At 55.6% G+C, this 22,820-nt stretch carries 22 protein-coding genes; 3 read left to right on the plus strand and 19 right to left on the minus strand.

Annotation, left to right across the window (positions count from 1 at the left end):
• Positions 1-105: 105 nt before the first annotated feature.
• The 10 genes from tssH to tssB all read right to left on the minus strand — a co-directional run bounded on the left by tssH (position 106) and on the right by tssB (position 12,214).
• Positions 106-2,805 carry a type VI secretion system ATPase TssH gene (tssH, locus tag RG807_RS14065; RefSeq protein ID WP_435404680.1) on the minus strand — a complete coding sequence of 900 codons (2,700 nt, stop codon included), beginning with the start codon at positions 2,803-2,805 and terminating at the stop codon, positions 106-108.
• Positions 2,771-3,598 (minus strand): type IVB secretion system protein IcmH/DotU, encoded by an 828-nt coding sequence (icmH, locus tag RG807_RS14070; RefSeq protein ID WP_309045452.1) that lies wholly within the window; start codon positions 3,596-3,598, stop codon positions 2,771-2,773. The genes tssH and icmH overlap by 35 nt, the downstream gene beginning before the upstream one ends.
• 3 nt (positions 3,599-3,601) lie before the next feature.
• Positions 3,602-4,936, minus strand: coding sequence for a type VI secretion system baseplate subunit TssK (gene tssK / locus RG807_RS14075; protein ID WP_309045453.1), 1,335 nt, complete (start codon positions 4,934-4,936; stop codon positions 3,602-3,604).
• The gene (gene tssJ / locus RG807_RS14080; RefSeq protein WP_309045454.1) at positions 4,936-5,475 is read right to left on the minus strand and encodes a type VI secretion system lipoprotein TssJ; all 540 of its coding nucleotides are present in this window, start codon (positions 5,473-5,475) and stop codon (positions 4,936-4,938) included. The genes tssK and tssJ overlap by 1 nt, the downstream gene beginning before the upstream one ends.
• Entirely contained in the window at positions 5,472-6,821 is a 1,350-nt protein-coding gene (tagH, locus tag RG807_RS14085; RefSeq protein ID WP_309045455.1) for a type VI secretion system-associated FHA domain protein TagH, read from the minus strand. The genes tssJ and tagH overlap by 4 nt, the downstream gene beginning before the upstream one ends.
• Before the next feature lie 19 nt (positions 6,822-6,840).
• Entirely contained in the window at positions 6,841-7,857 is a 1,017-nt protein-coding gene (gene tssG / locus RG807_RS14090) for a type VI secretion system baseplate subunit TssG (protein WP_309045456.1), read from the minus strand.
• The gene (gene tssF, locus RG807_RS14095; RefSeq protein WP_309045457.1) at positions 7,821-9,593 is read right to left on the minus strand and encodes a type VI secretion system baseplate subunit TssF; all 1,773 of its coding nucleotides are present in this window, start codon (positions 9,591-9,593) and stop codon (positions 7,821-7,823) included. The genes tssG and tssF overlap by 37 nt, the downstream gene beginning before the upstream one ends.
• Before the next feature lie 147 nt (positions 9,594-9,740).
• The gene (gene tssE, locus RG807_RS14100; RefSeq protein WP_309045553.1) at positions 9,741-10,145 is read right to left on the minus strand and encodes a type VI secretion system baseplate subunit TssE; all 405 of its coding nucleotides are present in this window, start codon (positions 10,143-10,145) and stop codon (positions 9,741-9,743) included.
• 27 nt (positions 10,146-10,172) lie between these two features.
• On the minus strand, positions 10,173-11,654 hold the full coding sequence (gene tssC, locus RG807_RS14105; RefSeq protein ID WP_309045458.1) for a type VI secretion system contractile sheath large subunit: 1,482 nt from the start codon (positions 11,652-11,654) through the stop codon (positions 10,173-10,175).
• A 65-nt stretch (positions 11,655-11,719) separates the two neighbouring features.
• Positions 11,720-12,214, minus strand: a complete 495-nt coding sequence (tssB, locus tag RG807_RS14110) for a type VI secretion system contractile sheath small subunit (protein ID WP_309045459.1) — start codon at positions 12,212-12,214, stop codon at positions 11,720-11,722.
• Positions 12,215-12,519: 305 nt separating this feature from the next.
• Between tssB and RG807_RS14115 the strand changes: the two genes are divergently transcribed.
• Positions 12,520-12,780 carry an acyl-CoA-binding protein gene (locus RG807_RS14115; RefSeq protein WP_298452054.1) on the plus strand — a complete coding sequence of 87 codons (261 nt, stop codon included), beginning with the start codon at positions 12,520-12,522 and terminating at the stop codon, positions 12,778-12,780.
• A gap of 86 nt (positions 12,781-12,866) precedes the next feature.
• Here RG807_RS14115 and RG807_RS14120 read toward each other — a convergent pair whose 3' ends face one another.
• Positions 12,867-13,325: a hypothetical protein gene (locus RG807_RS14120; RefSeq protein WP_309045460.1), complete on the minus strand. Its 459-nt coding sequence runs from the start codon at positions 13,323-13,325 to the stop codon at positions 12,867-12,869.
• A gap of 167 nt (positions 13,326-13,492) precedes the next feature.
• On the opposite strand from RG807_RS14120, the gene greB reads away from it, so the two are divergent.
• Positions 13,493-13,966, plus strand: a complete 474-nt coding sequence (gene greB, locus RG807_RS14125; RefSeq protein ID WP_309045461.1) for a transcription elongation factor GreB — start codon at positions 13,493-13,495, stop codon at positions 13,964-13,966.
• A 297-nt stretch (positions 13,967-14,263) separates the two neighbouring features.
• Positions 14,264-14,545 carry a hypothetical protein gene (locus RG807_RS14130; protein WP_309045462.1) on the plus strand — a complete coding sequence of 94 codons (282 nt, stop codon included), beginning with the start codon at positions 14,264-14,266 and terminating at the stop codon, positions 14,543-14,545.
• Between the two features lie 3 nt (positions 14,546-14,548).
• Here the strand turns inward: RG807_RS14130 and RG807_RS14135 are convergent, their stop codons facing one another.
• The 8 genes from RG807_RS14135 to ftsY all read right to left on the minus strand — a co-directional run bounded on the left by RG807_RS14135 (position 14,549) and on the right by ftsY (position 22,729).
• Positions 14,549-16,030, minus strand: a complete 1,482-nt coding sequence (locus RG807_RS14135; protein WP_309045463.1) for a HAMP domain-containing sensor histidine kinase — start codon at positions 16,028-16,030, stop codon at positions 14,549-14,551.
• A complete protein-coding gene (locus tag RG807_RS14140) occupies positions 16,017-16,697 on the minus strand; it encodes a winged helix-turn-helix domain-containing protein (RefSeq protein ID WP_100637889.1) in 681 nt (226 codons plus the stop codon). The genes RG807_RS14135 and RG807_RS14140 overlap by 14 nt, the downstream gene beginning before the upstream one ends.
• Before the next feature lie 108 nt (positions 16,698-16,805).
• Positions 16,806-17,579 carry a hydroxypyruvate isomerase gene (gene hyi / locus RG807_RS14145; protein WP_309045464.1) on the minus strand — a complete coding sequence of 258 codons (774 nt, stop codon included), beginning with the start codon at positions 17,577-17,579 and terminating at the stop codon, positions 16,806-16,808.
• Between the two features lie 5 nt (positions 17,580-17,584).
• Positions 17,585-18,496 carry an NAD(P)-dependent oxidoreductase gene (locus tag RG807_RS14150; RefSeq protein ID WP_309045465.1) on the minus strand — a complete coding sequence of 304 codons (912 nt, stop codon included), beginning with the start codon at positions 18,494-18,496 and terminating at the stop codon, positions 17,585-17,587.
• 235 nt (positions 18,497-18,731) lie between these two features.
• A complete protein-coding gene (gene rpoH / locus RG807_RS14155) occupies positions 18,732-19,595 on the minus strand; it encodes an RNA polymerase sigma factor RpoH (protein WP_298452034.1) in 864 nt (287 codons plus the stop codon).
• 196 nt (positions 19,596-19,791) lie between these two features.
• A complete protein-coding gene (gene ftsX / locus RG807_RS14160) occupies positions 19,792-20,805 on the minus strand; it encodes a permease-like cell division protein FtsX (RefSeq protein ID WP_309045466.1) in 1,014 nt (337 codons plus the stop codon).
• Positions 20,795-21,484 carry a cell division ATP-binding protein FtsE gene (gene ftsE / locus RG807_RS14165; protein ID WP_309045467.1) on the minus strand — a complete coding sequence of 230 codons (690 nt, stop codon included), beginning with the start codon at positions 21,482-21,484 and terminating at the stop codon, positions 20,795-20,797. The genes ftsX and ftsE overlap by 11 nt, the downstream gene beginning before the upstream one ends.
• 39 nt (positions 21,485-21,523) lie before the next feature.
• Entirely contained in the window at positions 21,524-22,729 is a 1,206-nt protein-coding gene (ftsY, locus tag RG807_RS14170) for a signal recognition particle-docking protein FtsY (RefSeq protein ID WP_309045468.1), read from the minus strand.
• Positions 22,730-22,820: the final 91 nt, after the last annotated feature.

The raw sequence follows: 22,820 nt of genomic DNA on the forward strand, positions 1-22,820 counted from the left end.
CACGCCGTGAATACGTCCTTGTAGGCTCCGCTCCGCCATCCATGGCTCCGCAGGGTTTTGGAAAGCTCAACCCCGCGGTGCGCTACAATTCAGGAGGCCTCAGCGCTAAGCTACTATTCCCGTGAATTTGTTGTCGTCTACACCAAGTGTGACCTTGGTTACCGGCTCTTTTGCAGCGAGTTTCTCCAGCAACGCCAACGAGATTGGCGGCAACAGCTCACCTTCAATGATCGACTCCAACATGCGCGCACCGTTTTCGCTTCTGGTTGCTCTGCTGCGGATGGCTTCTACCAGGCCTTCTTCCATCACCACTTCTGTGTGGTAACGGTCGCGGATTTGCTGGGCCAGGCGTTCCAGTTTGTCGCCGACGATGCGGTTGAGGGTGTCTTCGCCCAGCGGCAGGTAAGGTACGACTTCCATTCTTGCCAGCAACGCGGGTTTGAAGAAGTCGGCCAGTTCCGGGTACAGGGCTTCTTCGATTTTCTCTGGCTCCTCGGCGTGGTTGACGATGGTCTGGTAGCCGAGGTTGGAGGTGAGGAAGAAGACGATGTTTTTGCAGTCGATCAACCGGCCTTCGCCGTCTGCCAGTTCGCCTTTGTCGAAGGCCTGGTAGAAGAGGTTGAGGACTTCCGGGTGGGCTTTTTCGACTTCGTCCAACAGCACCACGGAATAGGGTTTCTGGCGGATGGCTTCGGTGAGGATGCCGCCTTCGCCATAGCCGACGTAGCCTGGGGGTGAGCCGATGAGGCGGGAGACGGTGTGTTTCTCCTGGTACTCGGACATGTTGATGGTGGTGAGGAACTGGCGGCCGCCGTAGAGGAGTTCGGCCAGTTGTACCACGGTTTCGGTTTTGCCCACGCCGCTGGGGCCCACCAACAGGAAGGCACCCATGGGGCGGCCGGGGCGGCGGAGATCGGCGCGGGCGGTGAGCAGGTGCTGGTGCAGGCAATCAATGGCGGTGTCCTGGCCTTTGATGTGGGCTTGCAGGTACGTCGGCAAGTGGGTGATTTTTTCCAGTTCGTCGGTGGTCATGCTGTTGACGGGGATGCCGGTCCAGTCGGCGATGACTTCGGCAATCTGGCGGGCGTCTACCCGGGCGTGCACCAGCGGTTCGTCGGCTTGCAGTTCTGCCAGTTCCTGTTCTAGGGCAGCGGCTTCGTTTTGCAGGCTGGGGTGTTCTTCCAGGCCAGTCTGTTCGGGCCTGACTGCGGTCTCCGCTTCGTCTTCTGCAATGGCTTCCTGAACGTCCGCCGGGTTGAGCAGTTGTTCGCGGATGTCTACCAGGCGGGCGACCATGTCGCGCTGGGTGTTCCAGCTTTCTTCCAGTTCAGCGGACTGCTCGTTCAGTTCGGCAATGCGTTGCTCCAGCTCGGCTTCCCGGTCTGTGTCGACGCTCTGGCCGAGGGTGTGCTCACGGTTCAGCAATTCCAGTTCCATGGAGAGCTGGTGCAATTCGCTGCGCACGTGGCTGAGTTTGCGCGGTGGCGTACTCAGGTTGAGACTAACCCGGGCGCAGGCAGTGTCCAATACGTCGATGGCTTTGTCCGGGAGCTGTCGGCCTGCCAGGTAGCGGGCGGACATTTCAGAGGCGGCTTTCAGGGCGCTGTCGGCGATGAGTACCTGGTGGGCTTTTTCATACACGGTGCGCAGGCCACGGAGAATGTGTACAGCCTGCGCCGGACTGGGTTCGTCCAATGCTACCGGCTGGAAGCGGCGGCTGAGGGCCGGGTCTTTTTCGAAGTACTTTTTGTATTCGCGCCAAGTGGTTGCGGCGATGGTGCGCAGTTCACCACGAGCCAGTGCAGGCTTGAGCAGGTTGGCGGCGTCAGAGCCGCCTTCGCTGTTGCCAGCACCAATCAAGGTATGGGCTTCGTCGATGAACAGAATGATGGGGGTGGTTGAGGCTTTTACCGCTTCAATCACGCCTTTCAGGCGCTTTTCAAACTCGCCTTTTACCGAGGCTCCTGCCTGCAGGGCGCCCATGTCGAGAGTCCACAGCTCTACCTTTTGCAGGCGCTCAGGTACTTCGGCATTGACGATGCGCAAGGCGAGGCCTTCCACGATGGCACTTTTACCAACTCCCGCATCCCCTACTACGATGGGGTTGTTCTTGCGTCGGCGACAGAGGATGTCGATCATCTGATCGATTTCGGCGTCGCGGCACACCACCGGGTCCAGCTTTCCGGCACGGGCCAGTGCAGTAAAATCGGTGGCGTAGCGCTTGAGCGGGTCCATATCCGCCTCAACCTGAGCCCCGCCTGCTTCGCCTTGCGCTATTTCCGGGCGCTCGGCGGAGCCTGTTGTCATGGTGTCGAACTGGCGGCGCAGCTGTTCGCGGTTAATGTCCCGGAGGTGCTGGCTAACCTGTGGCATGAGGTAGCGGTCGGCGTTCATCAGCAAGGCCAGAAAGATGGCGCCGGAGCGCAAATCCCGATGACCCAGCTCGGTGGAGGCCAGTAGCCAGGCGTCCTGCAGCAAGTCGATCAACAATGGCGAAAACGACGGATAAGGCTCTGCGGTTTGCAGCTCGCCGTTCAGGCTTTCTCCCACAATGGGCTGGAATTCCTGATGGTTAATGCCGGCTTGCTCCAGAATCTGGCGCACGTCAGAAAACGGCGTTTCAAGCAGTTTGAACAGCAAATGGGCCGGGGTTATTTCGGCGCCCTGGCGGCTGATGCAAAGGGCCGCTGAGGCTTCCAGGCCATTGCGGCAAATGTCGTTGAGGCGCCCGATGAGCGCTGGCAGTTCTACCCGAATCACAGTGATATCCTTATTTCGGTAGTTGTTCCAATACGCTGAGCACATCCCTGATGCGTTCTTCCAGCGCTATGTTGTATAAGCTATATATTCCCGCCATGGCTGCTGCGAACAGCCCGGCAATTACCCAGATCGGCAGGCCACTGCGTAACCGGTTGCGCGCCGGTGTTACGTTGATCTGCGCGTCTGCCAGAGGCTCGGGGTCAGAGTTTTCGCGGAGCGATTGCAGCTGCTCATGAAGCCCTCTCAAGATCTGTTCGTATTCGTCGCGGCCGTTTTCCATCACTTTGTAGCGGCCTTCAAAACCCAGGCACAAACACAGGTAGATAAACCCGAGCATGTCCTTGTAGCGCGCCGGCTCCTGCTCCATGCGCGCAAGGATGGCGAATACCTTCTCGCCACCCCAGGTTTCGTTGTGAAAGCGCGACAGCAACGAATGTTGCGACCAGACACTGTGGGCACCCCAGTCCGTACCCAGCACCGCTTCATCAATGAAGGCGCAAAGTACGTAGCGATAGGCCACCACGGTAGGGCGTTCATAGCCCTGCTCGATCAGCTCGCGGTCTATGGCGGCCACTTCATCCACTACCTGCTGGTAGAGGCTTTCAACGGCGCGATAATCCGCCAGCCGGCGAATCCGGATAACCAGCCCGAGTAAGGGGGTGGCGGCATCCGTCAAACGGTTATCTTCCAGCCCTCTGAGCTGGAACTGGTCATTGCCAAAATCGCTGCCGGAAGCGCCGTTTTGTGGCTGCTCGTCGGCAAACAACAGATCACTGAATGCACTGCCGCCGGACTGCCTGCTGCCATTGGGTAAATCCATTACCTGTGCATTGGTCATAATTTAGCTCCTGATTGCCCAGAACTGCATTTCCAGGCCCGGGAAGCTGCCCGCCACGTGGAAGGCAAAACCACTGGCGTTGTCGAGCATCTGCCAGGCCTGGCTTTGATCGTCCAGCCGGAAGTACACAAACCCTGCGTGATAGGGCAACTGACGCGGCGCCACCGGCAAGGCGGATAGCGGAATGCCCGGTAGTTGCAGACTGATGAGATCGCGAATTTTCTCCACGGAGGCCACCTTGCACTGCTGGGTGAATTGCTTGCGCAAATCGTCCAGTGGGATGTCGGCTTTCACCGCCAGAATAAATTCGGCACCATTAATCAGCTGGCCGTCCTGAACCGGCGCGACCGTCAGGCCGTACTGGCGCTGTTGCAGCTGAATAGCCAGAGCCCGTGGCTCCAACACCGTACTCAGGGATTGTCGCAACACCTGCATCAGTGGCGTAAAGCTGTCTTCCGGAAGGTCGTGGTCGTAGGGGGGATATTCCCGTGGCAGCCGGCTTTCGTCGGTGAATGTCACCAACTCGCCGCAGAGTTCCAGAAGAACTTCGTACAGACGCTCCGGGTGCAGCTGGCGCAATCGAGCCAGATGCATGAACCTCGGGTGGGCCCGATTGAGCATCTGGAGCAGCATGAAATCCGCCACATCGGCAACACCGCCCTGCCCTGGCGCACCAACACGTTCCGCAATGTTACGCGCACGTTCGCGCATCAAGCCTGCCATTTCGCCGACAAACCGCTGCAATTTGGGCGCTGACCGAACGCTTAGCATGGTGGGTATAAAATTCGGATCCATCACCAGGCTGCCATCCGGACGTTTTTCCAGAATCCGGCCAATGGCCACAGCCGCATATGCGCTGCGGTCGTCCCGCTCAAGCATCAGGCGCGGCGCGACCCGAGCCACGTCGATGATGTGGGCGTCGCCGTCGATCGAATGCAAGTCGCGGATCTCGGTGCTCTGGGCCCGGAATCGCCCGGCGGCAGGCGCATCTGGCCACTCTACTTCGGCCAGACTGTCGTTGCCCAAAGGCAAAGCCAGGTACACAACCTGATTCGCCACTGATGCATCGGTGATTTCCAGAGGCTCTGGCATCACATCGTCCTGGGGCAGGTTGAAGCGGGTGCCATCAGGGAACAGGCCGCTGGCCCGCACCAGACCTACACGCCCGAAACTGAGGTATTCCGCGTTCAGCTCCAGATCGCTAAATCCGTACAGGTAGTCAGAAACCGCCAGAGACCGCTCGTTGATCTGGTGTTCCAGATACCGTTGCTGCTGCTGAAAGTGCTGGGGTTTGATAAACAGCCCATCACTCCAGACCACTCGATTTGTAACTGCCATCAGGTTTCTTCCGACCGCTTGAGTTTGACTTCCCTGTCACGCAGATTCACCAGCAGGTGGTAACGGCCACCGACAGGATCCACCCTGACTACCTTCTTCCACTGGGACAGGTTCGGGTAGGCGTAAAAGGCAATCACACCGATAAACCGGGTGTCTTTGCTGATTTCAAACGGCTCAACAAACTTGAACTGACCGGGCAGCAGTGTGTAGTCACTGTGCTCGATGTAGTTCCGACCAAGGGAGTCTTTCAGGTTGTTCAGAAGCTGGTCGAAATCACCGGCCATCAACAAGGAGCTGTCGCGCATTTCAATGATCTGAAAGGCAATCGGTGTCGGTGCCAGAGACTCGTTCGGGTTCACACCCGGCTCAGCCACCATGGTCAGATCCACCCGGCTGGGCAGATCTTCCGGATAGCCCACAGGAATGCTGGGGTCCCAGAGTACTTTCGCGGTTTTGGTGACGGCGTTATAGGGTGTGCTGCATCCTGCAAGCACAAATACTACTGCCATCGTCAGCAACTTCCATTTGCAGGTTTTCACACCAGGTTCTCCCTTTGTAGTTGACGCAAATGCTGGTCGTAAGCCTGATCGAACACTTCCTGAAACAGGCGCTCAAAACCCTGCTGACGACTCGATTTCAATTCTTTGTAGTAGTGCTGGTACATATCCCATGCCCAGCGACCTTCATCCTCGTTCTTCTGCAAGCCGCGGCGGTAGCCATGGAAGCGGCGCAGCAGAGCTTCTGGTGAAAACGCATGAAGAATGGCGTCCAGCGCTTCGCTGATGGCCGCGCCAGTGGCCTGCTGATGGTGATTAAGGCTTTGCAGGCTTTCCTGTACAGCGGCCGGCGCCGACAAGTGCACCGGGCTGCGCTGGCTGGCAAACAGGGTTTGTACGGTTTCTTCGTAATCCCCGCCAAGGCGCAAGGGGTTGTCTTCAATGGGCTGCAGCCGCGTGCGCAGAGCCTGATGCCGGCTGTCTTCGCCCTGGTGCAGAGCCAGCAAGCCATCAATGGTCGCTTTCAGGGTCTGCCCGGCTTCTTCGAGGAACAACTGCATCCCATCACTATCAGCAAAGTCGAGCCCCGTTTCCATGCCATGCATCAGCGGGGCGGCACTGATATGTTTGCGGCTCTGATCACTTTGGCGGTCATTTTTCTCACCAGTATTCTGGCTTGATGCGCCGTTATGGGTTTCTGACATCCTGTCTCTCTCTCCATTTCTTACCGGAAGACCCATCGCCACGTCGCGATTCTCCCGGTATTCATCCGTTACGTCGGTTTCAGTTGCAAACCAGGCGCGCTCGCTTGCCATCAAGGTGCGCTCTTCCTGATTCACATGAGCTGGCTCGTTCTGCCAGTGCTGCAGGGGGTCAGCGCTCGGGGTTTCAGCAGCTGTTGGCGCCAGCCCCTCCATCGGCTCAACTACCTGTATATCATTATCGCGCCCAGCTCCACGTACCAACTCTCCTTCTGCTATATCCACCAATTTTCTGTCTTCCGCCGCCTCGTGGAGTACCAGTTCCTGTTCGGTGGACGAACCTGATGACACTGCTACTAACTCTGCCCGTATGCGGTAGCGACCAATACTCACCGTGTCGCCCTGATTCAACCGCGCCCGGCGGCCACGCCCAACAGGCTGGGTTGCACTGTTAATATAGGTGCGGCCACTGCGATCAATAAGACAGTAACCACCGTCAAAGAGACGAATCTCCGCATGGCCAGCAACCGCGCCGGTGCGGTGCGCCGACAGTTGCCAGGTATCACTTTCGGCGGTGCCAATAGAGCCACCTTTGGGGCCAAAGCTGTGCTCAACGCCTGCCCCACTTCGTGTTGTACCGGGGTTGGTGACCGTCAGCTTCAGTCTGGTTATCTGCCGCTCTTCCATGATTGCGTTCCTTTTCATATTAACGGCGTATCTGAATCCGCACGGCGGGCCGGATTTCGGATTTCTCAGGTGTCACAAACGAGTTCCAGCCCAGCCGTATGTCCTCTCCCATCTGCATGGGTCGGATATCCTGACCACGCATCTGCAGCTCCAGGTCGTAGGCCAGTTGCTCGCGGGTGGCAAACTCAACCAGCTTCACCAGGCGCTGGTGATCCTGTCCATTGGGCAAAAAGTCGGCAAAACGCTGACGACTGAGATTGCGAATCCGCAGAATGAACTTGCCACTGCGATCACGAACCTGAGAGCCCACCAGGGTGTCATTCCCCAAGGTGGCGTTGCTTCTGCCAAGCTGCGTTTGCTGATCCTCGCCAATGGCCACCTTGCGCAACACCCACTGTTCGATGCTCACATCGTCCAGATCAAAACAGTGCCCAATGATGCCGCTGACCACCTCGGGAGACCGGCTTCGACCTGCCATCAGGCCAGAATAGGCCAGCATTTTTGACCAGTTAACCGGTGTGGCTTCCCGCAGGCGGCTGTCGCCAAGCCCGGTCAGGGAATAAATCAGTTTGGAAAATCCATCCGACGCGCCGGGGCGAAAGCGCACGTAATAACGGTATTTGCGCCATGACCGATGAAACAGGGTAACCAGCCGGTGATTGAAAAAATCCAGAAAATGCCGGCGAATACCCAAATCCTGACCCGCTTCCCAGGCCAGATCCTCAAGGTAGTAACCCGGCAGCGGCGACTGGGAGCCGTGCAGCCCCAGAAAGCTCACTTCCATGTGGTAGGGACCGTGTTCATGCTCTGGCGACAGGGCGGAAACCACATCGCTACCGGGAAATCCGAGGCCTGCCGAAGCGGAAAACCGGATACGCTCCTGCCGTGGCTGCTCGTCGCGACCGCCTTCCAGATCGTCACCGTGGTGCCGGTGAATGAGATCCACCAGCTGAAAAAAGCTGTAGCGCCGCGCATTGCCCAGAACGGGTTGCAGGCCGGCTACATCAGCGGCTGCTGACCTTGCTGTAACGTCCATGTATACCGTTCCTGATTGTCTGTATTCACCACTTCCAGTTGGTGAAATGCGTTGATACTGGCATAAAGTGCAAAGAACTGGCTGAGTACGGTGCCGAACAGGTACAAATCGCCTTCTGAAGCAAAAGCCTGCTGATCCAGCTTCATTACCGAACGAATCCCGCGCACCGGCAGCCCCCGGATCATCTTGTCCACCGGGTTGGTTTCAATGGCGCTGATACCCGCCAACCGCTTCTGGGACACCCGCTCCGCCTGGCGATCCACCAGTGCGCGGAAATCATACACACGCAATACGGTGCGCAGGGCATCCACATCCAGCATGGAAAGATAGTTCAGCGACAGATTGGAAATCAGCGTCCACAGAAGACTGCCATCCAGAGTCGGCCTCAAGGTAGCGGTGGGACGGGTGATATTGCTGAAGGACGCAAACGCCGGCGTGGTTTCGGTAGCCATGCAAACTTCCCCAACCGCCAGCTGTTGCGGCAGTTGCCGGTTGGTGCAGGTCAGCGTCAGGGAAATCGCTTCCTGCCGATCCATACACTCGGATTCATCACCGCGGACGAACGACATATAGTGATCAAAGCCATCACCACGCACGCTGTCCTTCGCCCGAACCCGGTAATACAGGGCTGTGCGACCGCGATCCCGCTCAACTTCGTGCTGAAAGCTCTCGAAAGCCGTATACAGGCGACGCTCGCCCCGCCCCGAACGACCCTCCAGCCAGCCTTCCACCTGCTGAATACTGAACACTTCAAAATGATCCGGCGACCGGCTCGATGCCAGAATCCGGTATTCCGTCTGACGCCCGTTAAGATCCACCGGCTCCCCCTCATGGGTAAACAGATTCACCGCCGGCGTGCAGTAAAGCTGCATATTCTCTGCCCGAATCCGCGCATCCGGCGGCAGAATCCGGCTGAAATGAAAGCGCAGACTGATCTCGTCTGCCTGGACTACAGGCAAACGGTTCTTCAAGCCAGTGATATCCACGAACCGGAAGGCTTCGGGAAAACTCAGGTATTCCTGAAGAATCCGATAGCCGGAATAAGCGTTCTTCGGATAAGGCAAAAGCGCCTCATCACTGGCAAAGCCAACCGGTTTCAACAAAGACGTTGGCAGACTGAAAACGGAGTCGCCAACGACCAACTCCATTCGGCTGAGGTAGTGGTTCAGCCACAAATACAGTGTTTCAGCCGTGTGGTTATCACCGCCCAGATAGAAGCGCAGGCTATCAAGATCCAAGGCGCTCAATGGCTGATCTGTATGCAACGCCAGATCCACGGTCATCGACGAGACTTCCCGGGAATGTTCGGCATGAGCATCGGCAACACTTATGGGAAACACATCGACCGCCCGACAAGTACGAAACCGGCACTGAGTCTGGCGCGTGGAATCCCCCAAAGGCCGACTCTTTATTTCCGTGTGCCGCTCAACCCTTTGTCGCTCACTGATGGAATGCAACTGCGGATCAAACCGCATAATGGTGCAGCTTGGGACTGGCCGCAGGTAATTCGGCCAAAGCATGTTCAACAACGAATGCGTTAACTCCGGAAACTCGTCCTCGACTTTCTCCCGTAGCTTTCCAGTCAAAAACGCAAAGCCTTCAAGCAACCGTTCCACATCGGGATCAGTGCTTTGTTCTGACAAGAATCGGGTAAGCTGCGGGTGAGCCTCAGCAAACTCCCGCCCCTGCAGCCTTAGAAAGCTCAACTCATCCCTGTAAAACCGATTCAACTTCATCCAACTACACCTGAACAACTGCAACAATGTTCGAAAGAGTGGGTGGGGATGCTTTTCTGGCGGGAAAAAGATGTCTGAGCGAAGCGAGTTGTTTTTCCCAGAAGAAAAGCATCCCCACCCGCTCACTCCACCAAAGTCCCAGCCTGGTTACATCACCCGATAATACCGCTTGTCATCCAGCAACAAATCGATGGTGGTTTTATCGTCTTTAGAGCCAACATTAAGATAAACCGTTACCTGAAACCGCAACTGCAAAGGATCCGGTCCCTGGGGCAAAGCAACCACATCAACCCGCTTTACTCTGGGCTCGTACTTCTCAATACACTGCCGGATTGCGCTGCGGATTTGGATACTCAGATCGTGGGTACCCAGAGTCGCATCGTTGAAGTCCAGCAGTCCCAGCTCTGGCGCACAGGCGCTATTGCCGGGATGTGCATTGAGCAGTCGAACCAGGTGGCGTTTGATGGAAGCCACCACATGGGTGACCTCCCCTATGCTTTGCCCTTCCGGAGAGCCAGCCTGCTCCAATCGTTCGAACAGGCTGCCTCCCATGGGTTGTGCATCACCACTGAACACGGATTAATCCTTGTCCAGACGGCCTACCAGCGACAGCTCAAAGTTGGCCCCCATATACTTGAAGTGCGGACGCACGGCCAAAGACACCTGGTACCAGCCCGGATCGCCCTCTACATCGGAAACCGTTACCTGAGCTGCGCGCAATGGGCGGCGGCTGCGTACTTCGGCCGGCGGGTTTTCCTGATCGGCTACATACTGGCGAATCCAGGTGTTCAGCTCGCGCTCAAGATCCTGACGCTCTTTCCAGGAACCGATCTGCTCACGCTGCAGCACCTTGATGTAATGAGCAAGGCGGTTAACGATCATCATATAAGGCAGCTGGGTGCCCAACTTGTAGTTGGTTTCCGCTTCTTTGCCTTCCTTGGTGTTCGGGAACTGCTTGGGCTTTTGTACGGAGTTGGCTGAGAAAAATGCGGCGTTATCGCTACCCTTACGCATGGTGAGGGAGATAAACCCTTCGTCGGCCATTTCGTATTCACGGCGGTCGGTGATCAGTACTTCGGTCGGGATCTTCGCTTCCAGCTGGCCGAAGGATTCGAACAGGTGAACCGGCAGGTCTTCCACAGCACCGCCGCTTTGTGGGCCGATGATGTTCGGGCACCAACGGTACTTGGCAAAGCTCTCAGTCAATCGCGTAGCCAGCAGGTAGGCGGTATTGCCCCACAGGTAATGCTCGTGATCGCCGGAGACATCTTCCTTGTAGTTGAAGCTGCGTACCGGGTTTTCGCTTGGGTCATAAGGCACCCGTAGCAGGAAACGTGGCGAAGCCAGGCCAAGGTAGCGGGCGTCTTCGGATTCACGCAGGGAACGCCACTTGGCGTATTTCGGGCCTTCAAAAACGGCTTTCAGCTCTTTGATCGCCGGCAATTCCTGGTAGCTGTCTACGCCAAAGAATGATGGCGCAACCGAGGACAGGAAAGGCGCATGGGCCATAGCACCAACAGACGATACATACTGCAGCAGCTTCATATCCGGGGTAGACGGTGTGAACGCATAATTACCAACAACCGCACCGACAGGCTCGCCGCCGAACTGGCCGTATTCTGTGGAATATATATGCTTGTAGAAGCCGGTCTGAGTCACATCGGGAGCAAACTCGAAGTCTTCGAGAAGTTCGGTTTTCGTGGCGTGCAAAATATCCACTTTGATGTTTTCGCGGAAGTCAGTGCGATCAACCATCAGCTTGAGGCCGCGCCAGGAGGACTCCAGTTCCTGCAACTTGGGCGCGTGCAGAATTTCATCCATCTGGGCGCTGATCTTGCGATCCAGCTCTACCACCATCTGGTCAACCAGTGCCTTGTTGACCGGCTGGCCTTTCTCTTCGCTTTTCAGCAGGTTGGCAATAAACGTTGCGACGCCTTTGCGGGCTACATCATAGCCCTCGTCAGCCGGCGCCATACGGCTATTGGCCATTACCTGGTCGAGCAACGAGCCTTCCATTACAGATTCGGAGGCAGCGGATTGCTGCGCAGCAGTATCAGACATACCACATCCCTTCAGTACGTGATTGATATTTGATGTTGTGTACCGCGTACAAGCGGCAGCATCGATTACTCGCCGTCTGTCGCCAGTTCCAGCTCAGACAACAGGGTTTCACGAGCTTCGTCGTTATCCAGCAATTCCTGCAGCTTGGAACGGAACGAAGGCACATTACCCAACGGGCCTTTCAAGGCAACCAGCGCTTCCCGCAGCTCGATGAGTTTCTTCATCTCGGGAACCTGGCGGGCAATGCTATCGGGCGAGAAGTCATCCAGGGACTGGAATTCGAGGTTGACCGGCAGTTCGTCGGCTTGATCTTCCAGCTGGTTGGATACAGTAGTGGATAACGTAAGGCCGGCTTCCTTCATGACAGAACGGAAGTTGTTCTTGTCGACGGAAATGGCTTTGCGTTCTTCGATGGGGGTTTCTTCGGCGTGTCCTTTAAAATCACCAACGACGAACATCTTCAGCGGCAGTTCGGTTTCAGCCTGCTGATCTCCGGTGGCGGGGACATACTTGATATTGATGCGCTCTTTAGGCGCGACAGAACCGTCTTTAGACGACATGGCTTGCTCCCTGTGCAAATCATTTGCAGTTGTTCAGTCCTTCGTGCGCACCATCCTGGTACGCAACGGCAAAACTGTACACACGTGGATCAGGTTTCTCAAGCAAAAATTGGCCAGCAATGACGCAAACTGTGCGCGCGGGCAAACTTTTGCCAAAGTGTTTGTCCCCATGTGTGTACTTATGACCTACTGGCCATAGCCTTGGTAAATTTGGTCAATGACGGCACCTGGCGTCGTAGCTATACTCCTGAAACCCATAGTTAAAGCTTCAAAGTACTTTCACAATAACCAAGGAAGAGATTGATATGAGCGACGTGAAAACCCGTTTCGAAGAAGCCGTAAACTACATTCAAAATGCCGAAGGCGATTTCAAACCATCCAACGAGATGAAGCTGGAGTTCTACGCACTGTACAAGCAGGGCACCGAAGGCGATGTGTCCGGCAAGCGCCCGGGCATGATGGATTTTGTTGGCCGCGCCAAGTACGACGCTTGGGAAAAGTGCAAAGGCATGTCGAAAGATGACGCAATGCAGAAGTACATCGACAAACTCGAAGCCCTGAAGTAAGCCGTCGCTGCTTTTCGATCCCGGCAGAAACTCTGCCGGGATCACAACACCTTTTATTCAACGCATCCCTATATTTTCCGGACCTGTCAGCGGCCGTTCATATTCACATTAAGGGCTTCGTAGGTGCGATTTTCTGGCGGACGAATCACATAGTTATTGCTGTGTGTCTGCCCGGGAAGAGATTTTGGATTGCTGAAGCGAAACTCTACCGGTATCTGAGAACGCCCGAGATCCGTACGGCCATCCCCAGGCTGTATCGCCAAGGGGTCGAGATAGAAGTCATCAGCACCCGCTTGTTGCACAGGGACACCCTCAGCTGGCGCAGCCAAACCGCCCTCTATCACCGTGTCCGACAGCGCATCTTCAGCAATGGAGCGAAAAGGGATAGTTTCCAGCGTTGACCGTTGTTCAACCTCAAACAGCTGGCTCTCGCCAGGACTGGTCTGCGCACTGGCCAATCCTGTTACCATGAGCAGGAAAACGGCAGAAACCAAACCGGAACGCATCAATTCCGGCGCTCTGATAAAACGATGCAAGAGACTCATGAGATTCACCCTCGAAGACACGCTTTTTATTAATGTGTCAATTTTCGATCAGTCTATCGCCAAACCGGGCGTGTTTCTCAGTTAATTGACCGTTTTGTGACAACTTTCACTGGCCCTGTTAAATAGGACCGCCCGTTACGCACCCTCTTTGAACAACAGGAGCAGCCTTGAAGACGCCACTTATCACCCGGCAGGGCTACGATGATCTGCAAAAAGAACACGACGAACTCTGGAGATTTGAGCGCCCGGAGGTCACCAAAAAAGTTACCTGGGCGGCCAGCCTTGGCGATCGCAGTGAGAACGCAGACTATCAGTACAACAAGAAACGACTCAGAGAGATTGATCGCCGAGTACGCTACCTGAGACGCTGCCTGGACAATCTGAAAGTAGTGGAGTACCACCCGGATCAGGAAGGAAAAGTATTTTTCGGGGCCTGGGTAGAAGTTGAAAACGACGATAGCAAAACCCTGAAGTTCCGAATCGTTGGCTACGATGAGATATTCAACCGCAATGACTACATTTCCATCGACTCACCGATGGCCAGGGCCCTGCTGAAAAAAGAAGTGGGCGACGAGGCCGAGGTGCGAACCGATGCCGGCACAATCACCTGGCATATCAACTCTATTGCATACGATAAGTAGCGCGCCCGGGTAGATATTCTCGCCTGACGCTAATCGCCAGACATAAAAAAACCCCGTAAAAACGGGGTAAGGCTAGCGCTGTACTGGAGGGAGAAGCAAGCGGCTATTAATGCTTGCTTCTATCTACAATGCCCATTCTCCACACCCGGTATTACCTGGCCCTTGCCGATGAATTACCTTTTGGTCAGGGTAGGCTCGGCAATTCTGCGCAGAAAATTAGGTTGTACACTCTAGGGGACAGGGATAGCGTTATGGCATCAAACCTTAGATCCGCTTCCAGTTATGGAGATAGCACAAATGAACACACAGAAGCTGCTGAACATGGCTCTTGAAGGCGTAGATGCACTGGGCTTTCGCCTCGACCAAATGGGCATTACCGGAAAAATTAACCGTCACAATATTGCGGCGTTTCTGATGACAGAGCAGAAACACTTGGAAGGTGAGTGGGACAGCATTCAGGTGCGCCTAAACCTTCGCCGTTCTCAGTTTGAGCGCATCACCCAGCAATTCGAGACCCGCACCGATGCGCTGATCGCACCGGTTATGTCGCAAGTGAACCGGTTCCGCCCAAGCCACTGATGCTCAGGCGCGGTCGGCCTCTTTGGCGCCCGTTGCGTCATCGGTGGTCGACGCGAGTGCCTGCTCCGCTTGAGTAGCCCGTATGCGTTTGCGCACACGGGTAAGCGCGGGCATGTACACAGAAACTGTCAGCCCTGGCGGTTGCTGAGTTTCATCGGTATCGCTAAGTATGATCCGCCCCTTATGGATTTCCGCCACGGCACTTACCAAGCTTAGCCCCAAGCCATTGCCGGGTAGCGAACGGCTTTTACCAACCCGATAAAATCGCTGGAATACCTGATCTTTCTCATCGTCCGGAATACCAATACCACTATCGCTGACTTCGAAAACAGCATCATCGCCCTCTCTCCGCACAGCCACACCAATGGCACCGTGCTCAGGCGTGTATTTTATTGCGTTGTCGATCAGGTTACTGATCATCTGAAATAACAGGTCCCGGTCGCCTTCAAGTACCACACCTGGCTCAAGAGACTGCTCAAATGCCTGATCTTTATCCTCTGCCACCGCCTCATAGAGCTCACAGGCATCAGACACCAATTCGTCCAAAGCCACCCGCTTCATATCAGACGAGTTACCTTTCGTCTCCAGACGCGCGATGCGCAGCAGTGCATTAAACGTTGCCAGAAGCTGATCTGCCTCTGCAACAGCGCGGCCTGCCTGCTCACGGGCCTCATCGTTGTCGACGGACATCAGGGTGTTTTCAAGCTGGTTCCGCAATCGCGTGAGAGGCGTACGAAGGTCGTGGGCAATGCTGTCAGACACATGGCGGATACCTTCCATCAGATAAACAATCCTGTCCAACATCTGATTCAGGTTTTCTGCAAGCTGATCGAAATCGTCCTCAGTGCCACGGGTAGGTATACGCAGGGAGAGGTGTCCGTTCATTATTCGCCGGGAGGTATTGTTGATGACCTCTATGCGGCGAATGGTATTTCGGCTCATCAAATAGCCACCGAGTAGTGCCAGCGCAAGGGTGATCCCCATGCCCCAGTTAATGGCCGTCTCAATTACTCTTTTGAGGCTGGTGAGTTCGTCAACATCCCGACCCACCAATAGCCGCAAGCCGCCCTGAACTTCAAATATTCGGGCCCGGGCCAGGCGCTCTGGCCCTTTCCAGCCCACAGCTGAGCTGAGCGTAAAGTTAACCCAACCACCTTCTGAGGGACTGCCCTCTGGCCAGGTTTCCAGATTGCCGGCCAGCTTGAGGAAGTCTTCGGTGGTCAGCAAGTAGATGGTTTTTGCATTGGGATCGCGGGCAACCCGCTCACGAATAATCGTGATCAGGCCGTTTACACCGCGCCCTCTGTATTGCTCCGCCAGTCCGGCGATTTCCGCTTCAATGGTTTCGTCGGTCTGAGCGGTCATAAAACCCGCTGTACGCCAGTAAATAAAGGCCAGTAATAAAAATACCGAGGTGGCAAACACCACCATATACAGCAGGGCAAGCTGGAAGGACGATGTCCTGAGCTGGCTAAGCAGTTTCACGTAACATGTACCCTGCACCCCTGACGGTTTGCAGCAAGGGTGTTTCGAATTCCTTATCAATCTTTGCCCGGAGACGGCTTATATGCACGTCGATCACGTTGGTCTGGGGATCAAAGTGATAATCCCAGACTTTTTCCAGCAGCATGGTCCGGGTGACTACTTGGCCGGCGTTGCGCATCAAATACTCCAGCAACCGGAATTCCCGGGGCTGCACATCAATATTCTGACCGGAGCGCTTCACTGTGCGGGCCAGCAGATCCATTTCCAGATCGGCTACGCGCAGCACGGTTTCAGTTTCCGCCGACTGGCGGTTCCGGCGAACCAGCGACTCAATCCGGGCAAGAAGCTCAGTAAAAGAGAAAGGCTTGGTAAGGTAATCATCACCGCCACCCCGCAGACCTTCAACACGATCGTCTACATCGCCCAGCGCGCTGAGGATAAGAACCGGCACCTGGTTTCCAGTTGCACGAACCGTTTTGATAATAGAGAGCCCGTCCATGCCTGGAAGCATGCGATCGACAATCATGATGTCGTACTCTTCACTGGCGGCCATCATCATGCCGTCTTTGCCATCGGCAGCATGATCAACCACGAAGTCTGATTCTTTCAGCCCTTTAACAAGATAATTTGCTACGTCCTGATCGTCTTCGATTACCAGCGCTTTCACCGGATCCCCTCCTGATAGCGGATTACATTAACAACAGAGTACGAATAACTTGGAGCACCGGCCAGTTACGATCTTGTAAGAGGGTGTCGCCAATGGCGACGGTCGGTACTATGACCGCAACCAGTGCAAGCTATCTGCCGTAGCCCCGGAGGGCAGGTACTCCGCACTTACCCAGCCGTCATAATCCATTTTATCAATGGCGGAAAAAACATTCGAAAAGTTAATTTCACCGGTTCCCGGCTCATGTCGCCCTGGATTATCGGCAAACTGGATGTGCCCGATCCACGGCAGCAAACACTCCATGGATCGCACCAGGTCACCCTGCATGATTTGCATGTGGTAGATGTCATATTGCAGGCGCAGGTTATCGCCATCCACTTCCTCAATCAGCGCCATGGCTCTGGCGGACGTATCAAGAAAGAAACGGGGCATATCGACCCGTGAATTTATGGCCTCAACGCACAGCGTAATACCCTCGCCCTCCAGCTTATCCGCTGCCCAGGCCACATTCGCCACCAGCGTTTGCCAGGCCGTACCGTCATCCAGCTCCACCGGCTTCAACCCAGCCAGACAGTTCAGCTGCTTACACCCCAGCGCCAGGGCATACTCGATGGCCTGGTCCACCCCGGCGCGGAACTCATCGACCCTGTCTGGCAAGCAAGCAATACCGCGCTCGCCTGCAGCCCAGTCGCCCGGGGGTAGATTGAACAAAACCTGAGTCAAACCATTATCTTGCAGCGCTTTACGCAGCTCCTCTTTCGGCCACTCATAGGGGAAGAGATACTCCACACCCGCAAACCCGGCCTCCGCCGCTTTGGCAAAACGCTCGGTAAACGGCACTTCTGTAAACAACATCGAAAGGTTTGCAGCAAAACGCGGCATGGCAGTTACTCCTTCGAACCTGAGCCGGCAGCACCAAGACGGGTGCGGTTAATATGCTCCAACTCCAGCAGCAGGCCGCTGTGGTCTGCATCACTGTGGCCATTAGCGACCAACGAGAGGTATCCGTTGTGCACTTGTTGTGCCAGCGGTAGCGTTAATCCTTCTGCCCGGGCCTCATCCAGAATCATCCGCATGTCCTTCAGTTGTATCCGCGCTGGCGCGCCGGGCGCAAAATCCCGATCGATCATACGCTGGCCATGCAACTCCAGAATCCGACTGCCGGCAAAACCGCCCATAAGCGCCTCCCGCACTGCCGCCGGATCAGCCCCGCCCTTGGCAGCCAGCAACAAAGCTTCAGACACCGCGCCAATAGTAATTCCAACAATCGCCTGATTAGCCAATTTGGCAAGCTGCCCGGCTCCAACCGGCCCGATTCTCGTGCACTTACCCAGCACCTCAAACACGGGCAAAGCTCTGGAAACATCTTCCTCTGAGCCGCCCGCCATAATACTTAACCGCGCTTCCTGAGCACCCAGCGTGCCACCAGAAACCGGCGCATCCACATAGCCAGCGCTCTGCTCCATCGCAAGCGCAGCATGCCGACGAGCGACCGATGGCTGAATGGAACTCATATCAATCACCAGGGCACCCGGCTTTAAAGCTGCCATAGCGCCACTTGCAACCAACACTTGGTCCACCACATCACTGTTTTCCAGCATGGTGATTACCACATCGGCGGTTCGCACTGCATCAACGGAGCTCTCAGCTACCCTTGCCTCACTGGCAAACGGCTCGCACTTGCTGGTAGTGCGATTCCATAAAGTCATGGGGAAACCTGCATCCAGCAGATTACGGGCCATGGGAGTGCCCATGAGACCAATACCGAGAAAAGCGATATGGGGTAGTTGCCGTTTCATTTTTGCGAGCCTCTATCAAGTACCGGGAAGAAGTAATTGGGCAGGCCTCTCCAAAACCGTGCGGAGCCATGGATGGCGGAGCCGAGCGTACAGGGATGTATTCACAGCGTGTTTTGGAAGGGCCTGCCCAATTACTTCGTGCACCAAACTATAAGTCACAAAGGACACAAACAAAAACGCCACCAACCGGAACCGGTGGTGGCGTTTTCAAAGTACGTTCAGATAGACAGCCTGATCAGGCAGCTTCTTCAGTCATCTGCGTACGGATTTTCTTCATGGCATTCTTCTCTAACTGGCGAATACGCTCAGCAGAAATACCGTACTTGTCGGCCAACTGATGTAGCGTTGCCTTGCTCTCGGACAACCAGCGCTCCCGCAGAATATCCTGACTGCGCTCATCAAGCATTTCCAGAGCTTCCATCAGACGACCGTTGGAATCCTCCGTCCAATCCGCTTTTTCGAGCTGAACGGCAGGATCGCTACGATGGTCTTCCAGATAATACGCCGGCGCCTTGTATGCACTGTCGTCATCATCGTCCATCGGGCCATCAAAAGCTGTGTCGTGGGAGGCCAGTCGACCTTCCATTTCCCGCACAACCCTTGGCTCAACACCCAAGTCGTCTGCCACCGCGTGCAGCTCGTCGTGGCTTAGCCAAGCCAGCTTCTTCTTCTGGCTGCGCAAGTTGAAAAACAACTTACGCTGGGACTTGGTCGTCGCCACTTTCACAATACGCCAGTTGCGCAGAATGAACTCGTGAATTTCAGCCTTGATCCAGTGCACGGCAAAGGACACAAGCCGAACGCCGTACTCCGGGTTGAAACGTTTGACGGCCTTCATAAGGCCGACGTTGCCTTCCTGAATCAGATCAGCCTGCGCCAAACCATAACCGGAATAGCTGCGGGCAATGTGAATAACGAAGCGCAGGTGCGACAGAACCATCTGGCGGGCTGCATCTACGTCTTCATCGTAGTGAAGGCGCTCGGCCAGCTCTCGCTCTTCATCCACGGTCAGCACCGGAATGCGGCTCGCGGCCTGAATGTATGCCTCGAGATTGGCGCCCGGAACCAGTCTTTCAATAAGCTGTAAACTCGTACCCATGCTTTAACCTCCGAACCTGACGGTCGCATAATATAGCGAATAAAGATTGGACCGCCAAGAACCTTAAAAGTTCCCGAATCTCTCCAGTAAAACGTTTTAAATCAACAAAATGGAGAATTCGCCCTGACTTTCGCTAACTTAGAAACTACCCCGGAACCGATCCGTATTCAATACGCTTTTACCGCAATCCGGATCACTAACCGCCAGCAATTTCACCTGGCTCAATATCGTCCAGATGGCGCTTTACCGCTATCCAGGCGCCCAGCCAGCCTAGCAGCATCGCTGCAATAATCAATGCAAACGCACCGTCAAAACTCAGGCCGCTCAGCGAGAAGTCGCTACTGTATAAACCAGCAAGGCGCTCAATGGGGCCACTAAGCCACCAAAGAGAGAGTTGCAGCAGTATCCAGGCAACAACACCACCGCCCAGACCAAACCATGCACCCGTGTAGAGGAAGGGTCTGCGCACAAAGCCATCCGTTCCCCCGACCAGCTTGGCCACCAGGATCTCATCGCGGCGGCTTTCAATGGACAGCCTTACCGTATTGCCGATCACCAGCACCACCGCTGCCGCCAGCAGTATTGCCAGCGCCCACACGGCCCGCGCCAGCAGGTCTGTCATGGCATTGAGCCGCTGCAACCAGCCCAGATCGACCTGAACCCGCTCAACACCTTCCATGCTTTCAATAAACAACAGCAGGCTTGCTACGCCATCTGCCGTCCTCGCACTCTCCTCAGGCGTGATCAACAGCGTATGAGGCAAGGGGTTTTCTTCCAGATAATCCAGCGCATCATCAAGCCCCGACGATGCACGAAATTCTGCCAGTGCGCGATCACGGTCAATCAATTCAATCTCATCTACACGACCGTCTGCGCCAATTTCTTTGGCCAGTTTGCGGGTCTGCTCAAGACTGGCGTCCAGGCTCATATAAGCGGTCACCCGGGCACCACTTTCCCAACCCGCGCTCACACCCTGAAGGCTGGTCAACAAAAGCAGGAGCGCAACGGGTAACGCCAAGGCAACGCCCATGACCGTCCAGGTCATCAAGCTGGCCACCGGGGTTTGCCAGAGGCGTGAAGCACTGTCACGGGCCACTTTTCGATGATGAATGAAGTACGATTCCGCCTGCTCGCGCCAGGGTGAGCGGGAGGTTTTGGCGCCCCTGGCAACATCCGGTTTACGGGGTTTGGTTGAAGGATCAACGGCCACGGAAACCTCCTTGTAGCGGGGTACCGCCCGCAATCAGGTTGCCGTGATCGAGAGTCAGAGTGCGCCTATCCATTTCATTTATCAGGGCAAGATCGTGACTGGCGATCAGCACCGTTACACCTACCTGACTGAATTGGGCAAACAGATTCATGATGTCTGCAGACAGCTCAGGGTCCAGGTTACCTGTAGGCTCATCTGCCAGCAGGAGCGGTGGCTTATTCACCACAGCCCGGGCGATACCCACGCGCTGCTGCTCACCACCCGATAACTGCAGGGGGTTCATTTTTTCCTTGCTGAGCAATCCCACTTTATCCAGCGCTGCACGTACACGCCGGCCCACATCGCGGGGAGAGGCGCCCATAACTTCCAGGGGCATAGCCACGTTATCAAACACTGTGCGGTCAAAAAGTAACTGGTGATTCTGAAAGACCACACCGATGTGCCGGCGTATGTAGGGAATCTGCCTTCTCGGGAGGCGGTTAAGCACTTGGCCACCAACCACCACTTCACCGGCAGTGGGGCGCTCCATAACCATAAGCAGTTTCAGCAGGGTGCTTTTGCCCGCACCTGAATGTCCGGTCAGAAACGCCAACTCACCGCGATCCAGGTGAAAATTCACCTGCCGCAACGCCGTATGGTCACTGTCATACCGCTTGGTAACCTGGCGGAATTCAATCATAACGGGCTACTGCTCCAAAAATCCGGGTTGTTTAGCAAACTAGTCTGCAAACAGTGCGTCCACAAAGGTTTCAGCATCGAAGCTGCGCAGGTCATCAACCTGCTCACCAACCCCGATAAAACGGATAGGGAGCTGCAACTGGCGGGCAATGGCGAACACGATACCGCCTTTGGCGGTGCCGTCCAGTTTCGTTAGGGTAATGCCACTCACGCCAACCGCTTTCTGGAACACTTGCGCCTGACTCAAGGCGTTCTGCCCCGTACCAGCGTCCAACACCAGCATGACTTCGTGGGGTGCTGTGTCATCCAGCTTTTTCATAACCCGGACAACCTTTTCCAACTCACCCATCAGGTTGTCTTTGTTCTGCAATCGACCTGCAGTATCGGCGATCACCACATCCACTCCCCGTGATTGGCCCGACTGGATCGCGTCAAAAATAACAGATGCACTGTCGGCACCCGTGTGCTGAGCAACCACTGGAACGTTGTTGCGCTCACCCCAAACCTGCAACTGCTCAACGGCGGCCGCACGGAAGGTATCACCAGCCGCCAGCATCACTGACTTGCCTTCGCTCTGGAGCTTTTTAGTGAGTTTGCCAATGGTGGTGGTCTTGCCTACGCCATTCACGCCGACCATCAGGATCACATAGGGCTTGGTTCCTGCATCAATCGTCAACGGTTTGGTGACGTCTTTTAGCAGGCCATGCAACTCATCACGCAACGCCTTGCGCAACGCTTCGCCATCTTTAAGCTGGTTACGCTGGAGCTTGTCCGTAAGGGATTCAATAATTTCAGAGGTGGCCGTCACGCCCACATCCGCCATCAGCAGTGTGGTTTCGATTTCTTCCAGCAGGTCTTCATCAATCTTCTTGCCAACCGAAAACAGGTCGGCCATGCCGCCAGTCAGGCTTGCACGGGTTTTACCCAAGCCTTGCTTGATGCGCTCAAAAACACTGAGTTGTGGTGCAGCCTCCGGCTCAGGAACCTTCTCTGGGATGGGCTCTGGCACCAATTCAGGCTCAACAGCCGCAGGTACCACTGCGGTTTCTTCTGACAGGGGTTCAGGGGCAGCATCAGGAGCCTTCTTCTCAACCGGCTTTTCCGGCTCAGGGCCTTTGACCGCCTCGGGCTTGCGCTGGGGCACGGGTTTCGGCCGCGGCACACGGCGACGATTGCTGGCGATGTCCAGAAAAAATACACATACAAGAAGGGCCAGTAGGCCGACCGAAATCCACTCTGCCATCATAAAGTCATACCATCAGTCTGATTGGGCGGGACAAATAAAGCGCATATTCTAGCAGACTGTCCCAGCGAAGTGAGACCGCTGTGGATTATCA

Source organism: Marinobacter sediminicola (genome assembly GCF_031157525.1).
GTDB lineage: Bacteria > Pseudomonadota > Gammaproteobacteria > Pseudomonadales > Oleiphilaceae > Marinobacter > Marinobacter sediminicola.

What these genes read in the sequence shown, in the direction of transcription:
- rpoH (WP_298452034.1), bottom strand. Translation starts at nt 19,595, where the DNA reads ATGGGTACGAGTTTACAGCTTATTGAAAGACTGGTTCCGGGCGCCAAT.
- hyi (WP_309045464.1), bottom strand. Translation starts at nt 17,579, where the DNA reads ATGCCGCGTTTTGCTGCAAACCTTTCGATGTTGTTTACAGAAGTGCCG.
- tssB (WP_309045459.1), bottom strand. Translation starts at nt 12,214, where the DNA reads ATGTCGTCTAAAGACGGTTCTGTCGCGCCTAAAGAGCGCATCAATATC.
- tssE (WP_309045553.1), bottom strand. Translation starts at nt 10,145, where the DNA reads ATGGGAGGCAGCCTGTTCGAACGATTGGAGCAGGCTGGCTCTCCGGAA.
- RG807_RS14120 (WP_309045460.1), bottom strand. Translation starts at nt 13,325, where the DNA reads ATGAGTCTCTTGCATCGTTTTATCAGAGCGCCGGAATTGATGCGTTCC.
- RG807_RS14130 (WP_309045462.1), top strand. Translation starts at nt 14,264, where the DNA reads ATGAACACACAGAAGCTGCTGAACATGGCTCTTGAAGGCGTAGATGCA.
- icmH (WP_309045452.1), bottom strand. Translation starts at nt 3,598, where the DNA reads ATGACCAATGCACAGGTAATGGATTTACCCAATGGCAGCAGGCAGTCC.
- RG807_RS14150 (WP_309045465.1), bottom strand. Translation starts at nt 18,496, where the DNA reads ATGAAACGGCAACTACCCCATATCGCTTTTCTCGGTATTGGTCTCATG.
- ftsY (WP_309045468.1), bottom strand. Translation starts at nt 22,729, where the DNA reads ATGATGGCAGAGTGGATTTCGGTCGGCCTACTGGCCCTTCTTGTATGT.
- ftsE (WP_309045467.1), bottom strand. Translation starts at nt 21,484, where the DNA reads ATGATTGAATTCCGCCAGGTTACCAAGCGGTATGACAGTGACCATACG.
- tssG (WP_309045456.1), bottom strand. Translation starts at nt 7,857, where the DNA reads ATGGACGTTACAGCAAGGTCAGCAGCCGCTGATGTAGCCGGCCTGCAA.
- tssF (WP_309045457.1), bottom strand. Translation starts at nt 9,593, where the DNA reads ATGAAGTTGAATCGGTTTTACAGGGATGAGTTGAGCTTTCTAAGGCTG.
- tssH (WP_435404680.1), bottom strand. Translation starts at nt 2,805, where the DNA reads ATGTGCTCAGCGTATTGGAACAACTACCGAAATAAGGATATCACTGTG.
- RG807_RS14115 (WP_298452054.1), top strand. Translation starts at nt 12,520, where the DNA reads ATGAGCGACGTGAAAACCCGTTTCGAAGAAGCCGTAAACTACATTCAA.
- tssK (WP_309045453.1), bottom strand. Translation starts at nt 4,936, where the DNA reads ATGGCAGTTACAAATCGAGTGGTCTGGAGTGATGGGCTGTTTATCAAA.
- tssC (WP_309045458.1), bottom strand. Translation starts at nt 11,654, where the DNA reads ATGTCTGATACTGCTGCGCAGCAATCCGCTGCCTCCGAATCTGTAATG.
- tagH (WP_309045455.1), bottom strand. Translation starts at nt 6,821, where the DNA reads ATGGAAGAGCGGCAGATAACCAGACTGAAGCTGACGGTCACCAACCCC.